This is a genomic window from Legionella jamestowniensis, from assembly GCF_001467745.1.
GTDB lineage: Bacteria > Pseudomonadota > Gammaproteobacteria > Legionellales > Legionellaceae > Tatlockia > Tatlockia jamestowniensis.
In genome coordinates this window covers 1,900,333-1,916,373 of sequence record NZ_LNYG01000013.1, presented here as the reverse complement: position 1 = coordinate 1,916,373, position 16,041 = coordinate 1,900,333, and the positions used below count along the sequence as shown (strand labels likewise).

Genomic DNA, 16,041 nt, shown 5'->3' with positions numbered 1-16,041 from the left:
TAACTGCTTACTAAAAACACCAACAACCTTGGCTTGAATTAAAAAAATCTATATCAGTTGCTATATACTTAAGCTTATCCTTCACATGATTTTTGAATTTTTGTTCATCACCATTTTGGTAAACAGACACAGCTATACTTTCAATAGGCTTTTTTGTGACGTTATTTTCTAATTTTTTTCTTTCTTTTTGGATATTTTGAATCCTTTCTAATATATGGTTATCCTCTTTAGATATACTCCACCCATATAAAACCAACTTTTGTCCAATTTCTTCAAATCCCTTCTCATATACGCTATTCAAATAATGGCTTTCATAAATTCGGTTCCTTTTTTCTGTACAATCACCCTCTGATATAAATACTGGTTCAAGATTATCATTTTTCCATGTTTCAATTATTGCATCCAAATGCATTTCAGCAGCCGATACTATTTTTAAATCAATCTCATTTAAGTGCTTTTGCTTTACCCTTGCTAAAGTTAAATTCCCATGAGGATAAAATATTAAAATAGCCTTCTTTTGGCCACAGACAGGTTTTTTTAAAAAACTCCAATTGGAATTAAATAGGTTAAAATTTGTATCAGGAAACTTTTCCCAGAAACAATCTTTAAAGATAGTTCCTTCCCGATTACCCATTGCAATGACCCAATAAAGAATAAGGTCATAATTTAGCGAATATACAATATTAAAATTCTTTAAGAAGTTTGATGCATTTTGTAATTTGTCTACAAATACCTCATCGTCTTTATCATATTGAATATGAGCATCTTTGACGGTTTTGATTAAGGCGTTTCTACACAGCGAATAATTTTCATCAACTATATTCGTATTTCCTTGAAGTAAATTTAATACTTCTTTTGCTTGCCACAGTCTGTATAACACAAGCTCAAAATTTGTCGTGCCAAACTTCCTGAATAAACTACGTAGTTTTGGATTGATATAATTGTTATCATTCGCCACTTCATATAGCCTGGTGTAGTCGAACACATTACTAAAAGCTATGCTCGCGCCATTGCCTAAAATAAGAGAGGCTCCTTCATATTTGTGACTTATATCATTCCATTGCTTTATCATAATCTGACCCTTTTCCATATGGGCGATAGTTTAAGTATACAAAATGAACAAATAATATTCAAATATTATGGTTTTCGATTTTTCCCTTTCTGCTTTAATCCAAAAACATTCCATCGCACATGGTTATCAAATTTGAATCCTTTCCGCTCCAGGTGATCATGTGCATTATCCGGCAATAGCACTTGACCTCCTCCGATGAGCTGAACCAGATCGCATTTGGACAAGTTTCGCAAGCTGTGGTGATCTTTGGCTGGCGAGCCTTGTCTAATGCTGAAAGAGTGGGGCTTTGTACTGCCCCTTCTATTTCCAGTGGCTGTTCCAGCAGCCTCATGGCCTCCTGAAGTTCTTCCTCGATGGCTTTGTCGGTTTGATCTTGATTGATCATGAAATTTCTCCTGTTCCAAAATTAGTTTTTGACGTTGATGTTCGAAATCCAAATCAGCAAAAGTGATTGGCATTTGATATTGAATAACAATTTGCAAGATGATCTTTTTAAATAATGGAGACCCATTCACACAAATACAGTCACCATAGCGCTGCCTTGCCATTTCCAAGGCTCTTTTAAGCGTAGGAATAGACCCGCCTTTAGAAATGATAATTTCCTTTCCATTGTCTCTAATAACACTGTTATCTTTTTTATAAATCTCAGTGCCTTCTTTAGTAATCGAATCGATTTGTCCAAAATTTAAAGGTGTAAAAAATGAGTCTGCACCTGAAATGGTGTAATCATGCTTATTTTTACGATTACTATAACGCATTGCCACTAAGGCATCCTGGTCACCACTTTGTGCTTTTTGTTTCAGCCAATCAGCCCAGGTTTTATTTTGGTAGGAATCTAATAACCGGCTACGTTCTTTGGTGTAATTTTTCCTTATGTTATCAATTTCATTAAGCAGCGTTTTGTTTATGTGACTATATAGGAGCTTTTTCTGTACTTTAGGAAGGTTCATTAATTTCAAAGCCGCTCTTTTAATTCGACCTCGCTTTTTAGCCTTTTCAATAAGTTTGGCTCTGGCCTCTCGCAAGTTTTTAAGTTTGTCTGAAATGAAGTGTTTATTGTGTGACTTTTCATGCAGATATTTGGCATAAAGGGCCGTACCAAGTACTTTTTTATTTAGTGGTTCATAACGGTAAACATTAGAAGCAGGTGCACCGTCCTCTGAGTAGGATGGTACGAAGTCACCTAGCTTGGATTCGAGATTTTTTTTAGAAAAGCTTCTGGAAATAGAACTAGCTTTAACAGTCATCCCTTGCGCATTGCAGAAAACAAAACCATTGGCTTTAGAACGTATAATCAACCCATGTTCTGCCAAAATACTATGAATCTCCTTCCAGTTTCTAGCTGCCTCAATTTTTTCTTTACAGTGACGCTTCATCCAATTAATCAAGCTTTCAACTCCTGAATGGCGCTCCATATCGTCTGCAAGATTTTCCGAATGGTTTTTTCGAGTTCGATGATTAGTTATTTGAAGACCTAATTCAATTTCAAGCTGGGATGCAACCTCAGCAAAGGTCTTATATGCCCTGTAAGGTTCAATCATATTAAAGGTTTGAGGGTGAATTTTATTAATCGCAACATGAATATGAAGATTGTCTGTGTCATGATGAACGACTGAGATTCTTTGGTGTTCTTTAAATCCAATCGACAATGCCACTCTATCTTCAATTTCACGTAAAACTTGAGCGGAAAGGTTTTCTCCTGGAGCAAAAGAAATAAGCATATGGTAGGTTTTATCTCCAGTGGCTCTTTGGTTTTTAGCTTGTGTTGCTAATACCTCCTGAACAGCCCAAATGGGATCCAGGCTATTACAGTTTGATAATCTGACTTTTCCCACTCTCTCCTGTTTGTTTTGTTGATTACACAGGTATTGAACAAGACCCGAAAAACTACTAAGTCTAGTTTTCTTCATAGGGATATGGCGAATAATCATAGTTTTTTCACCACTTCCAACATTGCATCCTGGATGGTTTGAATACGATTTAATAATGTTTTTACTGTTTGGAGGTCAAAATGCGCAACGCGTTTATCCTGAGTCAACCATAGTTTTAACAGTCCACCAAGCCGTCCTAAGTCCCCATTAATTTTGGCTAGCTGCAGTATATGATCTTTATCAACACTACTTTGAATTTGATAACCAAGACTTATCCGTCTTAAGTATTCAGCAATTGAAAGGCCGGCAGTGGCTGCATTCGATTTAATTTGAATCTCTTCAGAAGGCAAGACAGGTACACGAAGATGGCGACCATTTTTTCTGGTGGGTGTTTTAAGCTTATCGTCCATAAGGATGCCGACCTCTTAATAAAGTGGTTATGCAATCCTTTGGGTATTAATTTGATCTCAAAACACCGGTTTTTCGTTGAGCACCGAAGGTGCGAATAAGACTTGTGAGGTTTGGTAGCCAGCTTGCTGGTTAGCTAACTTCACCTATCTTGCCCTGCGTTTTAAGTTCATCTAATAGCATACTATCAGGTAATTTTATGTAATTTCAAGGCTATTTGCTTTAAAACCAAATTAATTTCTAATAATTACCAATTATTACGATAAATTACATATTTATACGTTTATTATGATTCTTAATTACGCCAAAAGGCAATAAAATAACTTAACCAATTGCATAACTATAAAATAGTTTGTACCATCAGAAAGAGAACAATAATATGTTGACGGTATGACATGGGAAACTCCCTCAGCGAACGAATCGCAGCAAAGCAAATGGTAAGAAAAGCCTCTGCTAAATCTGTAAATAAAGCCGCATTTCTTGCTTTAAAAAATGACATCGCTTCAGCGCTAGCTGACGGCTGGTCTATAAAGATTGTCTGGGAAACCTTAGTCGAGGAAGGCAAAATCTCATTTTCATATAAAACTTTTTGTGGCTATGTAGCACGCTTGATTGCTGCAGAAAAAAAGCCATCTATGCAGGAAAACACCAAGGATGATGAAAAGGCTAAAAGTAAAGCAAAAACCGAAATTCGCGGCTTTACTTTTAATCCAAAACCCAACTTGGAGGAACTCTTGTAATGGCAAAAATACATATCACACTGCAGGGAAAAGGTGGTGTTGGCAAATCATTTATTTCAGCAACAACTGCTCAATACAAACAACACAAAGGGCATACTCCGCTGTGTATTGACACCGACCCCATCAACTCAACCTTTCATGGCTTTAAAGCCCTCAACGTCGATCATATTCAAGTCATGAGCGGTGATGAAATTAACCCCCGTCTCTTTGATACCCTCATCGAAAAAATTGCCTCCACAACTAATGATGTAGTCATTGATAACGGTGCCAGTTCTTTTGTACCACTATCTCATTACCTCATCAGCAACCAAGTTCCCGCATTGTTAAAGGAATTAGGTCATGAAATGGTGATTCATACGGTCATCACCGGTGGCCAAGCCTTATTCGATACCATTAATGGTTTTGCACAGCTAATTGACCAGTTTGCAAATGAAGCCCAGTTTGTTGTCTGGCTTAATCCCTATTGGGGAGCCATCGAACATGAAGGAAAAGCATTTGAACAACTGAAAGCCTACCGAGATAATAAAGACAGAATATCAGCCTTAATTCAAATCCCCGATCTGAAAAAAGAAACCTATGGCCGGGATCTAACCGAGATGCTTCAACAGAAATTGACCTTCGATGAAGTTTTGGGTACGCCAGAAAAAAGCATTATGACCCGCCAACGCTTAAAAATCGTTCGCGATCAACTGTTCGGACAGCTGGATAGCGCCAGGGTGATCTAATGTCGGATAAACTCGATAAAATCGTTCAAGACATCACCGTCAAACATGGTGTACTTTTGGGTAAAGACGATCCAATCCTCATGCTTCAGACTATGAATGAACAACTGATTGAGGAAAATCGAAAAGCCCAACAGGATTTGCTGGTACAGTTCCGAGAGGAGATGGAGGGAATTTCCTCTCAATGGGAAGAAGATGCCAAAGAAAAAGCTGAAAAGGTTCTCAATGCTGCATTAGCTAGTAGTAAAGAGGTTATAGCCAGATTACTGCAAGAATCTACTAGAGAATCAGTACAAGTTATGAAGAAATTAATCTCAGACTCATTAATTGAGGCTCACTCCTTAACACAAAAAACGCAAAAATTTAGTCGATTTGCATTGGTTTCATCAGCCTCATTATTTGCTGCCTCTTGTATAATTCTCTTATTGTTTTGTAAATAAGTACTGTATTTAGACTGCAAAAAGAGTTAATGGATACTAAAAATTTGGTTTCATCACTAGTTCATATTATTAAAGTATGAACTAGTGATAAAGTTGCAAAAATAGGAATAAAAAGCACGAATCGTAAAATTATATAGTCATGCAGTCTTGGGTTTAAGAGTTCATTTAACTTTCCACTCATGTTTATCATCAGGAATATATACCAATCCTCTTGCGAAATAAGCTCTATACGCAACTAACCATCCATGCGGGACTCGCGTTCTAATAATATCTGAAGTTGAATTTGGGGTTGGAACAATTTCCCAAGCAGGATCTGAAAGTGATGGTTTGGGAGTCAAGTTTAACAATGTCAAGATTAAAATTATGATTATCCCAGGGATGCAACCGATTAGAAATGATTTCATGAGAACTCCAAGTTAAGAAATTATTGTTTGACCAAAAGATTGGGAATACTATGAATGATTAATTAATTGTTTCATCAGCCACGTTGTTTCCAACATATTTTGATAATGCTTTTTTAGAATTTTTTTATAAGGTCCATTTCAAAAGAATTATAAATCTATCTATTGCCCACATTAGGGCTTCTTATTTTATCAACTAAACTTAATAATATACATATTTAAACCCAATATTGATAGAGACAGGGATGACAAAGCTCCTAACTAAATCAAAGTTCAAGATGGCCTTAGAATGCCCAACTAAGCTCTGGTATTATGATCGACCTGATGAATATACAAATATATTGGATGATGACTCTTTTCTAAAAGCATTAGCTGAAGGTGGCGCTCAAGTAGAAGCATTGGCAAGATGTTATTTTCCAGATGGCATATCAATTGAGAGCTCAAGTACAACGGAGGCACTGAACAAAACTCAAGAGTTAATTCAACGGGATTCAATAACTGTATTTGAGGCCTCCTTTCAATATCAAAACTATTTTCTACGTGCTGATATCCTGCAAAAAAGACCAGGGCATATCAAAATAATTGAAGTTAAAGCAAAATCAATTAGTAAAAAAGATGAATCTAAGATGGCAACTAAAAAATGGCAGCCATATATTGCTGATATCGCTTTTCAAAAATGGGTTCTGCAGCAACTCTACCCATCCTTCAACATAAGTAGTTATTTAATGCTTGTCGATAAAGATGCTATCTGTCCAACTGATGGCTTAAATCAAAAGTTTCTGGTTCAAAAAGATAGAAACGGTAAGGCTATTGTCACATTAACATCACCAATAACTGAAGGAGATTTATCGATAAAAATCCTAAGAGAGGTAAATGTTGACCATCATATCGAATTATTTTGGCAAGAAAAAAATGACGAAGAACAAACGGTAAAAGACCAGTTTCACAATTTCAGCAAAATATATTTTAGTGGGCAGAAATTTCCCCCTAAAGCAAAAAGCGAATGTGGTGATTGCCAGTTTAAGACAAATGAATCAGATAAATTCCTATCTGGTTTTAAAGAATGTTGGCGTGAATCATTAGGATATAAAGAAGCGGATTTTAATGAGCCGACCATTCTCACTTTATGGGATTTCCGAGACAAACCGAAATACATTCAGCAAGGGCTGATCAAGCTAAAAGACATTGACGAAACAGAATTCAAAATTACCGAATCAGATAAACCTGGTATTTCCAGGACAGAAAGGCAATGGCTTCAGATAGAAAAAGTTAAAACTCAAGATAATAGTGTCTGGATTGATAAAGAAAACCTAAAAGCGGAGATGGACTCATGGCGATATCCCTTCCACTTTATAGACTTTGAAACAGCTATGCTGCCAATTCCTTTTAATAAGGGTTCGCACCCTTATCAAGGTATCGCCTTTCAATTCTCACATCATACACTTAATGAAAACTGTCAAGTTTCTCATGTTGGTCAGTATCTGAATTCTGAGCCTGGAGTTGATCCAAGCATCGAATTTGTTCGCCATCTAAAAAAGGAATTAGAAAATGATGATGGGACAATATTTCGATATAGTAATCATGAAAATACCTATCTCAACTCTATTCTTGAACGACTAGAACAAATGATTGAACCTCCTAATGATAAAGAAGATTTATGTTCTTTTATACGCTCCATCACAAAATCACTATCTGATCGCAAGGTAAAATGGGAAGGACCCCGTTGTATGGTTGATATTTTGGAATTAGTTAAGCGTTTTTATTATGATCCTCTAACTAATGGTTCTAATTCAATTAAACAAGTATTTCCTGCTATTTTAAATCGATCAGATTTCCTACAAGAAAAATATAGCCAACCAATCTATGGAGCCGTAAAAGGAATTCAAAGCCATAACTTTATAAATCAATGCTGGATAGTTAAAGAAAATAATCGAATAAAAGACCCTTATCATTTGTTACCACCAATTAATAAAGATATCTCTGATGAAGACGCGCAACTTTTATTTGATAGTGAAGACTTAAAAGAAGGTGGTGCCGCAACAATAGCTTATGCAAAGCTACAGTTTACAAATATGAGTGATTCTGAGCGAGAGGAACTTAGAAATGCTTTATTGAGATACTGTGAATTAGATACATTAGCCATGGTAATGATCGTTGAGGCATGGCAGGACATACTGCAAGCTTAAATATTCATCTATTTGTTGCGTCAATTAATCTGCACAATTATCGCTGCAGCTATCTGACTTTCATTAGCAAAATAATATTTTACTTTGCCAAAGAATATGGCACTTGAATCAAATTTCTGATCACAGCAATAACTTCAGTTAATGGTTTCTGCTCTAGTTCATTTTTTCTCAAAAAGGCTTTCCACATCGACTCTCTGCTTGGATCATTAGCAAACTCATCAGTCAGACCAATAGGCAGCTCTTCAGGAATAGCCATACCTCGACGAGTAAATGTAGCCTGTATAGCTTTAGCCAAGACTTGATTATCTAACTGCTCATTACTTAATAACACATAAAGATCCAAGTAGTCTTTTAACCGACTATTAGCCATGCCCAATAATGCAATAGCATGCAATTTTTCTGCGATTACCGTATAAATTGGATAAGTACGGATCTTAGGAGCAGGAAGATCATTAAGGAGAACGGGATAATGGGCATCTATTGGACCAGGTGTAACTGCATCACCATAACCAATATCAATTTGTATTTTAATCTTTGCTTTAGCTAATTCCCCAAATAATTCAACTCTTGCTCCAGTATACCCACCATCTTTTTTTATAGTGTCTACCGTCACTGATTCAGATAAAAAGTTTATTCCATCATCTGCGGAGATGCTGCAGATTTTACTAAACGTTTGTTTAATATACGCTAGATCATTATCACCAAACCCCAATAAATCAATATCTTTAGTGGGTCGATGTGGCATGTCATACCATAGGTTAAAAAGTAAAGCACCCTTCAACAAGAACTGATTAGAATATTCTGATTCTCCAATCCGATATAACAAACGTTCTAGTCCGTAACGAGTCAATATCGCGTTAAAATCAGACCCTTCTTTTATAGCTATATTCTTCAAACGTGAGCGCACAGACTCACCAATATTTTTTGTCATTGAATTGCCTCAATATAAGGACGCATTACGTTTGCAACGCGACAAATTTTCGCATAATGCCATAGTTCATCAACTGTTACTTTATTTTTTGTATAAGCCTCTTTGAGCGCTTCAATGGCCACATCAAGTCCAATTTTATTGCGATGTTTGAAACAATCTGCAATTGTCTTGGCACATTTATACACCCTTAGTTTAATATTATCTGATTCTATAATTTCAATTCCTTCACTAAAGGCTTCATCTGAATATTGCACCATTTTTAGCGGCGGATAATCCATTTTTGGCACATGACTTCCCTTTGGCATAGCGATCCATACTTTTCGAGGTAGTTGTGTTGTTAGATCATGGATCTGCAAAGCAGTTAGCAGACAAAACACGGCTTGAGGTACTCGGCTTGCTATAATAATCAGGCTTTCCTTTTCAGAAAACTTAGTCTCGGGTAGGCAATATAGTCCGGGAGCAAGTTTTTCAAGTTTGTTTTCGTTAACAAGTCTTGAAACGGTCGCTCTAGTTATCCCCTGTTTGGTTAGATCGGACATTTTGATTACACCCGTTTTTCTAGCCATTTGGAGTACTATTTGTTTATAGCTATCCTTTGTCTTCATATTTAAATTATGATACATAATTTCGTTACTTACAAATAAATAACGAATATTTGTATCAAAATTACGTTTCATTTTATCAGAACAAGAAAAAAAACTAGAGCAGGATATCTTGTTTATTTTAACTCTGAAATTCACCACGCAGTGCGTGGTAAATCTTAAATGAATTATCATTAAGCTTTAATCTAAATTGGCTCCACTATCGCTCATTAACAGGAAGATGACAATCTCACTATTGGTTTACTATGGACACAAGAAGTGAAACTATGGCTAAATATTTGCTTGGCGAAAAAGCAATACAAATATTTGCTAGCAGATAATATCTATTTAGTTTCGTACTTATAATTTTAATATTAAAACCCAGAAACACTAAATGGGTTTTAATATTAAAAATAACCCCGTAAAATCCATTGTGGGGAATTTGCGTATTTGAGTACGACACAGTTATACATTGATCTTGCCTTGAATTGATGGACACCTTGTTAAGAGAGTAAAATCTTAACCAGAGGTGAATAATGAACAATACTAAACCAGAAATACAAAGAGAAAGAAAAAATATAGTCCTCAGTTTAAAGATCAAGCAGTTGAGCGAGCAGAAAAAGATGGTGTCAGGCAGGTTGCTATAGATCTTGGAATACCGGAAGCCATTTTATATGGTTGGCGGACGAAGAAACGCCAAGGTGGTGACACACTTGAAAATCAAAAACTCCAACAGGCTGATATGGCACGTTTGCGACGTGAGTGCTCACGGCTTGCCGAAGAAAATGCATTCCTAAAAAAAGTGTCAGCGTACTTCGCCAAGGAATCCAAGTGAGGTACGCCATGATCAAGGAAGCATCGAATCAATTCAAAGTTCAGTTAATGTGTAGCTTGCTGAGCGTCTCAGCTAGCGGATACTATGCATGGCTTAACCGTAAGCCATCAAGGCAGGCAGAGAAAAATTTAGAGCTTACTAAAAAGATAAAAGCCCTATTTGATGAGGAAAAATCTCGTGCAGGAGCACCCCGAATAACTAAACGCTTACATCAACAAGGCGTGCATGTTGGCAAGCAGCGCGTTGCGAGGGTTATGCGCCAACAAGGATGGCGTGCCAAAGCGTCGAAAAAATTTAAGGCGACCACCAATAGCAATCATCAACTTCCAGTAGCACCGAATCTGTTGCAGCAAAATTTGTGTCTCGGTCAGTCGCTAAAAATCATATATTCGAATATATAGAAATTTACTATAATCGAAAACGACTTCACGCGAGATTAGACTATCGATCGCCAGATGAGTTTGAAGTTAAAAAAGTTGCTTAGTGGGGTGTCCGTTTTTCCGAGGCAAGATCAGTATTTAATATTAGTTAATTTATAGATTATTGCTGTATAAGCTATAAATTAGCGACACTGTATTAAAATACTTACAAGTTACAGGGGCGTGGAAATGCAAAAGTTAATCTTACCAAAAAAATTGAGTGCTGGTGATAAAATTGCTGTGATAAGCGCTTCCTGGGGTGGGCCCGGTACTTTTCCATACCGTTATGAAATAGGTAAGAAGCGTCTTCAAAATGTATTTGGTTTAGAAGTAGTTGAAATGCCTCACGCCTTATCTGATTCTGAATGGGTTTATCAAAATCCTAAAGCTCGTGCTGATGATCTCATGCAGGCATTTTTAGATCCTACGATTAAAGGAATTTTCTCAACTATCGGTGGTGACGATGCTATAAGATTATTACCTTATATCAATTTTGAGATTATTCGAAAGAATCCAAAAGTTGTTTTAGGGTACTCTGATAGCACCGTGATACATTTTATTTGTCTGAAAGCTGGACTAGCTACTTTTTATGGGACGTCAGTGATGACAGGCTTTGCCGAAAATGTTGAAATGCATGACTATACAGTTCAAGGTATTAAGCAAACTTTATTTACAGACAATATTATTGGGAACATACCTACTCCAATTGAGGGTTGGACTAAGGAGTATTTAGATTGGAAGGATCCATCAAATCAAAACATAAAAAGGAAATTACAGAAAACGGAAAAATGGGAATTTATTGGTAATACCCAGAAAATTGTTCAAGGACGTTTGCTAGGAGGATGTATTGAAGTTCTTCAGTTTATTAATGGCACCGAAATCTGGCCAACCTTAGATATCTGGAGTGGATGTATACTATTCCTTGAAACCTCTGAGGAGGGAATAACACCGTTGGCTTTAAAGAGAATTTTGAGGAATTTAGCTGCTCAAGGGATATTATCAAAAATAGCAGGAGTTTTGTTCAGTAAACCAGGTGGATCTCATGTTTTTTTTCCTCAGTTTAAAGAGTATGGCAAAGCAATTTTAGAAGTTTTTGATGAGTTTGAAATTCCTAGAGCCTCAATAGTAATAAACATGGATTTTGGCCACTCCGATCCCATGTGGATAATGCCATATGGGTGTCTCGCTGAGATAAATCCATTTGAAGAAACAGTAAGCTTATTAGAGACAGCTGTTCTATAATACTTACTAAGCTGCTGCTAAGCTATTTTTTAATGTATATTTATTTTTTAATAAATATACAGAAGTAAGTAAGAGACTTAATAAAGATAAAGAACCTAATGATAGCATAATTACATTATTACCATATTTATTAAGCAAAACTCCTATCAAATAAAATACGATGGTGGAAATCACCATGGTTAACATGCTTATAATTGAATCGAATGTTGCCCTTACTTTATTATTTATATTTTTATGAAGTATCGCGCTAATGATTATCGATGGATATTTAAATAAAATAAACGACATTATAAATAAAATAACAGGAATAACTTTAAATATAAAATAGTTGTTAAAAAAGATTAGATAAGCGGTATTTCCAACAAAAAGCAACATACTCAGCAGACTTAATTTCAACGAGCTCCTCTTCTCAGCTAGATGGGAACCCACAGCTTGTAGCAATAAAATTGCAGAGAATATAAGTCCATAAGTTAAAGCATATGATGTATTTTCATCTAAGTAAGAATAAATAATTACCTGCCAAAACTGAGCTAATATTTGAAAAACTGTAGTAAGAGCAATATTAACGAGAAGTAAAATCATGAGATTTTCAGTTTTTATTAACTCAATTATTTGTCTAAAATGTTTTTTCACTTTTCTTTCTGAATTTGATGGGGGCAAGAAATTAAATTTCTTTATATCTTTTGACAAAATTGAAAAGATAGCTGTGCTAAACAGTAAAAATGCTGAAACTAACCAGACATATCTTGAATCAATCCTTACAAAACCACTTCCAAGTATTACAGATATCGCCATCAATAAGTTCTGATACTTAAAAAACTTTCCCAACGTATAGTTGTAATCATTTTTACCTGTTTCATAAGTATAAGTTTCAACCAAAATAGGAAGCATAACAGCATTAAAAATTGCCAAAGATAGTGCATTAAATAATTCTGCTATGAAAAAATAAATGGAATTATTACCCACAGCAGTTAGAAACATCCAAATTGCAGCAAAAAAAATAGAAATTAGAATAAATGGATATCTATTACTACGATTATCAATTAGATATCCTATCGGTATTTGAATCAGAACAATCACTAGACTCTGAAATGCTTTTAAAAAAGATATATCAGCTATAGAAAACCCATGTTGCATTAAATACAAGGAGGCATATCCACCTATAAGCATTCTTATACAAGAAAATAAAATGGTATAAGTTAATAATCTATAGAATAAGGGCATTTTCTACCTTAATGATTAATGAGTGAGTTTTAAGCGATTATCGTATTCATTTTTGTAAATAAATTAAGGACCTTTTCTATATCATTGTTAATATTAAAAAAAGAAAGCCTTTCACCAGAAAAATAAAAATCAAAAAAGTCCAGCGCCTTATCAGGATAATTTCTATTTAGAAAGACACTATCAAGATAGGTAAATATTTTATTAAATGTTTTCTGATCCCAATTCAATGTTTGAGTGTATTTTCGTTTAATAATATCTTTAGTTTTTTCTATTGGTAACTCTTCGAGTTTTAGAAAATTGAATCGTCTTGAAAATGCTTTGTCCTTAGTAAAGGCTTCTGCCTCATCAATAGTTGTGGCTCCAATCATGCGAAAATCACTATTCATCAAATAAGGTTTTAGTATGTCTGCGCCAGATATTCCACCATCAGAATTACCAGTGTTTAATATTGTATGTGCTTCATCGAAGAACAAGGTTGTTTTGCTTTTTAATGCTTCATTCAGAAGGGTATGAAATTTTTTTTCAAATTCGCCACGATATTTGGATCCTGACAATATACTACTAATATCTACGTAGTAAATATCTAGATTCATAAGACGAGCTATGGAGGATATTAAGAATGTTTTCCCGACGCCTGAACTGCCAATTAACATGACATTATTCTTATAATTTCGAGTAAGGCAAATTTTTATGAGCTCTTGCTCTTGCTCTCTATGAAGGCAGGTTTCTTCTTTCAGACTTAGTAGATTATAACCATACTGGCCTAGAATATTATTTCCCCTATTAGAAGAACCTCGATATTTTACCAAGTAGTCAGATATAAGGTTAGAATAGACTGATTCCGACTCTAACAAATAGTTCAAAGCATTTTGCAAATTAATATTGGGACCATGATCTTGAATAATTTGATTGAAAATTGCTTTATCATTATTTTCTTTGAAAAGGCACCACTCGCCATCAAGCACAATATTAGTTTGAGCTTCAAGCAATGATAATATTTCAAATAAATTAATTGGTCGATTATTCGAGTTTAGTTGTTGGATTAGCTCGTTTAAGTTGACAGATGATAAAAACAAATTACACCTCAGTAATGCTTGAACTTAGCGTATTAGTATCAAAATTAAATACACGATCGATTAATTGACAAGGGAGAAACCCTGTTAAAAATTTAATCACTTCAAGAGCAACTAATTTTCCTGCTATAGCATTGTAGGGATCAATAATGGTTGCTATGAGTCCAGAATTAATTAAGTTAGTTTTTTCTTTTTCTGAAACAGAAATATCTGCTATATCAATTTCTATTGGCACTGGAAAAATTTCTGAATAGCTTCTTGTTTTATTCGGTATAATTAAAGGACCGCATGTAATCTGGTTGAAAGATGGCAAACCAAAAATAAAGGGACATCCCTTATTTTGGCAGGCATCGTCAACCATATATACGATTTTTCCCCGGGGAGTATCAGCACACAGTATTAAAATATCGAGATTATCTAGGTGAGGTTCTAAATCCAATGAACTTGTAATTCTTTTATTTATTGTAACAATGTCCATGGAGGGATTAACTAGGTTTAATTTTTGTTGAGCTACTTCAAGTTTCTGCTTACCTATATCATTTTCATTATAAAGCATTTGTCTAGCAGTATTACTAAGTTCTATATGATCATGATCAATAAGCGTTAATTTGCCAATACCCATTGAAGCTAAGCCATAAGATACATAAGAGCCAACACCACCAACACCCAGAATTCCTACACTGGAACTTTTTATTTTCTCCTGAAAATGAATCGCATCGTCAATATTATTGCTTTGCAGTGTAGCAAAGCTCTTAATCTGACGATCATATTTTATTAATTCTTTGTCAGATAATGAATGAGTATAATCGGTTTTAAATTTTATAATATTATTATCACTTAGAGTTTCGATAAGATCATTAAACTCTTCTCTAGATAAATCATGGTTGAGTGTGATTTGTTTATAGACCTCCTCCAAGCCATTTAATCCTGATCTTTTAATTTCGTAGAGTAAATCGATGAAAAGCTCTCTTTCTTCTATTTTAAGTGATTGATCATCAGGTAGGTGGATGATTATTTGACTTTCATATGGTTGTAAATAAAGATTATCATTTAACTTAATCTGTTTCATATAAATCCATGCGTTCTGCTAGTCTTAGCTGCAACCGAATCATTAACAATAATATTTTAAAATTAACGCGAAATTACAGCTAAGATTATAAAGACTAAGGTACAGCGGTGATTAAAGATGCTTTCGTAGCAATTTTAGTCGCGTTTGAAACTTTAGAGATGGTCAATGTTTTGGTTTTTGTAGATGTTTTCATAAATAACTCCATTTTGTTGAATACATAGTAATGATTAACTTAGTAAGAATAATTTAAATTATCCTATTTTCTAATTTGTTTGCTTAGTATAACCGAGGGATATCCTAATCAAGTCTTAAGTTTTGTAGTTATAACCATTGCTATACCTACCCGAAGTATATTACAACACATTGAAATATATTATCAATTTAAACCTAGTGCCCCATATATAAACATTAAAATTGTTTTGGGTTTGACAAACACAAATGATTTTCTAAAAGGGAGTCTCTAAATGGACATTTCGTAATTTGAGTATGCGAATTAATCACTAATCTAACGCGAAATAGACTGAGCTTTTAACGAAAGCAGGGGGATTTTACATCATCGACTGATTCATTGAGGGAAATTATACCATGATTGATAAACAGACCTCATAATTTGACTGTGGGGAATTTGCGTATTTGAGTACGACACTGTTATACATCGTAGGACATTTGTAGTGGATTCCCGCGATAAATATTGTAATAAAATCAATAACTTATTTTTAGATTGAGGGGCTCATAATCCGTTGGTCCTAGGTTCAAGTCCTAGTGGGCCCACCAATAAAATCAAGTAGTTACGTGTAGTTTTAGGAAATTCAAAAAAACCATGTAGA

General features: G+C 34.9%; 15 protein-coding genes and 1 pseudogene. 8 read left to right on the top strand and 8 right to left on the bottom strand.

Features of this window, described 5'->3' with window-relative positions; all coding sequences use genetic code 11:
• Positions 1 to 10 precede the first annotated feature (10 nt).
• The 3 genes from Ljam_RS12845 to traJ form a co-directional block, all read right to left on the bottom strand.
• On the bottom strand, positions 11 to 1,072 hold the full coding sequence (locus Ljam_RS12845) for a DUF4917 family protein (RefSeq protein WP_058450396.1): 1,062 nt from the start codon (positions 1,070 to 1,072) through the stop codon (positions 11 to 13).
• Between the two features lie 65 nt (positions 1,073 to 1,137).
• Positions 1,138 to 3,003: a TraI/MobA(P) family conjugative relaxase gene (traI, locus tag Ljam_RS12840; RefSeq protein WP_058450395.1), complete on the bottom strand. Its 1,866-nt coding sequence runs from the start codon at positions 3,001 to 3,003 to the stop codon at positions 1,138 to 1,140.
• Positions 3,000 to 3,353 carry a conjugal transfer transcriptional regulator TraJ gene (traJ, locus tag Ljam_RS12835; RefSeq protein ID WP_058450394.1) on the bottom strand — a complete coding sequence of 118 codons (354 nt, stop codon included), beginning with the start codon at positions 3,351 to 3,353 and terminating at the stop codon, positions 3,000 to 3,002. Before traJ ends, traI begins: the two co-directional genes overlap by 4 nt.
• A 393-nt stretch (positions 3,354 to 3,746) precedes the next feature.
• On the opposite strand from traJ, the gene Ljam_RS12830 reads away from it, so the two are divergent.
• The 4 genes from Ljam_RS12830 (at position 3,747) to Ljam_RS12810 (ending at position 7,840) form a co-directional block, all read left to right on the top strand.
• Positions 3,747 to 4,091: a TraK family protein gene (locus Ljam_RS12830; protein ID WP_058450393.1), complete on the top strand. Its 345-nt coding sequence runs from the start codon at positions 3,747 to 3,749 to the stop codon at positions 4,089 to 4,091.
• The gene (locus Ljam_RS12825) at positions 4,091 to 4,816 is read left to right on the top strand and encodes an ArsA-related P-loop ATPase (RefSeq protein WP_058450392.1); all 726 of its coding nucleotides are present in this window, start codon (positions 4,091 to 4,093) and stop codon (positions 4,814 to 4,816) included. Before Ljam_RS12830 ends, Ljam_RS12825 begins: the two co-directional genes overlap by 1 nt.
• A complete protein-coding gene (locus Ljam_RS12820) occupies positions 4,816 to 5,253 on the top strand; it encodes a conjugal transfer protein TraM (RefSeq protein WP_058450391.1) in 438 nt (145 codons plus the stop codon). The genes Ljam_RS12825 and Ljam_RS12820 overlap by 1 nt, the downstream gene beginning before the upstream one ends.
• Before the next feature lie 646 nt (positions 5,254 to 5,899).
• Entirely contained in the window at positions 5,900 to 7,840 is a 1,941-nt protein-coding gene (locus Ljam_RS12810) for a DUF2779 domain-containing protein (RefSeq protein ID WP_058450389.1), read from the top strand.
• 79 nt (positions 7,841 to 7,919) lie between these two features.
• On the opposite strand, the gene Ljam_RS12805 is transcribed toward Ljam_RS12810, so the two are convergent.
• Together Ljam_RS12805 and Ljam_RS12800 are read right to left on the bottom strand one after the other, a co-directional pair.
• On the bottom strand, positions 7,920 to 8,771 hold the full coding sequence (locus tag Ljam_RS12805; protein ID WP_044496813.1) for a nucleotidyl transferase AbiEii/AbiGii toxin family protein: 852 nt from the start codon (positions 8,769 to 8,771) through the stop codon (positions 7,920 to 7,922).
• On the bottom strand, positions 8,768 to 9,448 hold the full coding sequence (locus tag Ljam_RS12800; RefSeq protein WP_223918926.1) for a type IV toxin-antitoxin system AbiEi family antitoxin domain-containing protein: 681 nt from the start codon (positions 9,446 to 9,448) through the stop codon (positions 8,768 to 8,770). Before Ljam_RS12800 ends, Ljam_RS12805 begins: the two co-directional genes overlap by 4 nt.
• A 478-nt stretch (positions 9,449 to 9,926) precedes the next feature.
• On the opposite strand from Ljam_RS12800, the pseudogene Ljam_RS15670 reads away from it, so the two are divergent.
• The 4 genes and pseudogenes from Ljam_RS15670 to Ljam_RS12790 form a co-directional block, all read left to right on the top strand.
• Positions 9,927 to 10,187, top strand: a pseudogene (locus Ljam_RS15670) (transposase); the annotation flags it as partial.
• Between the two features lie 8 nt (positions 10,188 to 10,195).
• The gene (locus Ljam_RS12795) at positions 10,196 to 10,588 is read left to right on the top strand and encodes an IS3 family transposase (protein ID WP_052585451.1); all 393 of its coding nucleotides are present in this window, start codon (positions 10,196 to 10,198) and stop codon (positions 10,586 to 10,588) included.
• The gene (locus Ljam_RS15665; protein ID WP_080313219.1) at positions 10,546 to 10,671 is read left to right on the top strand and encodes an IS3 family transposase; all 126 of its coding nucleotides are present in this window, start codon (positions 10,546 to 10,548) and stop codon (positions 10,669 to 10,671) included. Before Ljam_RS12795 ends, Ljam_RS15665 begins: the two co-directional genes overlap by 43 nt.
• 124 nt (positions 10,672 to 10,795) lie before the next feature.
• The gene (locus tag Ljam_RS12790; protein ID WP_044496812.1) at positions 10,796 to 11,848 is read left to right on the top strand and encodes a S66 family peptidase; all 1,053 of its coding nucleotides are present in this window, start codon (positions 10,796 to 10,798) and stop codon (positions 11,846 to 11,848) included.
• A gap of 6 nt (positions 11,849 to 11,854) precedes the next feature.
• Here Ljam_RS12790 and Ljam_RS12785 read toward each other — a convergent pair whose 3' ends face one another.
• From Ljam_RS12785 to Ljam_RS12775, 3 genes are read right to left on the bottom strand one after another with little or no spacing between them, the layout of a single operon-like run.
• Positions 11,855 to 13,072, bottom strand: coding sequence for an MFS transporter (locus Ljam_RS12785; RefSeq protein ID WP_044496811.1), 1,218 nt, complete (start codon positions 13,070 to 13,072; stop codon positions 11,855 to 11,857).
• A 29-nt stretch (positions 13,073 to 13,101) separates the two neighbouring features.
• On the bottom strand, positions 13,102 to 14,148 hold the full coding sequence (locus tag Ljam_RS12780; RefSeq protein ID WP_052585449.1) for an AAA family ATPase: 1,047 nt from the start codon (positions 14,146 to 14,148) through the stop codon (positions 13,102 to 13,104).
• A 1-nt stretch (position 14,149) separates the two neighbouring features.
• On the bottom strand, positions 14,150 to 15,214 hold the full coding sequence (locus Ljam_RS12775) for a HesA/MoeB/ThiF family protein (RefSeq protein ID WP_058450387.1): 1,065 nt from the start codon (positions 15,212 to 15,214) through the stop codon (positions 14,150 to 14,152).
• Positions 15,215 to 16,041: the final 827 nt, after the last annotated feature.

Coding starts and splice junctions, on each gene's coding strand:
- Ljam_RS12800 (WP_223918926.1), bottom strand. CDS start 9,448: ATGAAACGTAATTTTGATACAAATATTCGTTATTTATTTGTAAGTAAC.
- Ljam_RS12825 (WP_058450392.1), top strand. CDS start 4,091: ATGGCAAAAATACATATCACACTGCAGGGAAAAGGTGGTGTTGGCAAA.
- traI (WP_058450395.1), bottom strand. CDS start 3,003: ATGATTATTCGCCATATCCCTATGAAGAAAACTAGACTTAGTAGTTTT.
- Ljam_RS12845 (WP_058450396.1), bottom strand. CDS start 1,072: ATGATAAAGCAATGGAATGATATAAGTCACAAATATGAAGGAGCCTCT.
- Ljam_RS12790 (WP_044496812.1), top strand. CDS start 10,796: ATGCAAAAGTTAATCTTACCAAAAAAATTGAGTGCTGGTGATAAAATT.
- traJ (WP_058450394.1), bottom strand. CDS start 3,353: ATGGACGATAAGCTTAAAACACCCACCAGAAAAAATGGTCGCCATCTT.
- Ljam_RS12785 (WP_044496811.1), bottom strand. CDS start 13,072: ATGCCCTTATTCTATAGATTATTAACTTATACCATTTTATTTTCTTGT.
- Ljam_RS12810 (WP_058450389.1), top strand. CDS start 5,900: ATGACAAAGCTCCTAACTAAATCAAAGTTCAAGATGGCCTTAGAATGC.
- Ljam_RS12805 (WP_044496813.1), bottom strand. CDS start 8,771: ATGACAAAAAATATTGGTGAGTCTGTGCGCTCACGTTTGAAGAATATA.
- Ljam_RS12830 (WP_058450393.1), top strand. CDS start 3,747: ATGGGAAACTCCCTCAGCGAACGAATCGCAGCAAAGCAAATGGTAAGA.
- Ljam_RS12775 (WP_058450387.1), bottom strand. CDS start 15,214: ATGAAACAGATTAAGTTAAATGATAATCTTTATTTACAACCATATGAA.
- Ljam_RS12795 (WP_052585451.1), top strand. CDS start 10,196: ATGATCAAGGAAGCATCGAATCAATTCAAAGTTCAGTTAATGTGTAGC.
- Ljam_RS12820 (WP_058450391.1), top strand. CDS start 4,816: ATGTCGGATAAACTCGATAAAATCGTTCAAGACATCACCGTCAAACAT.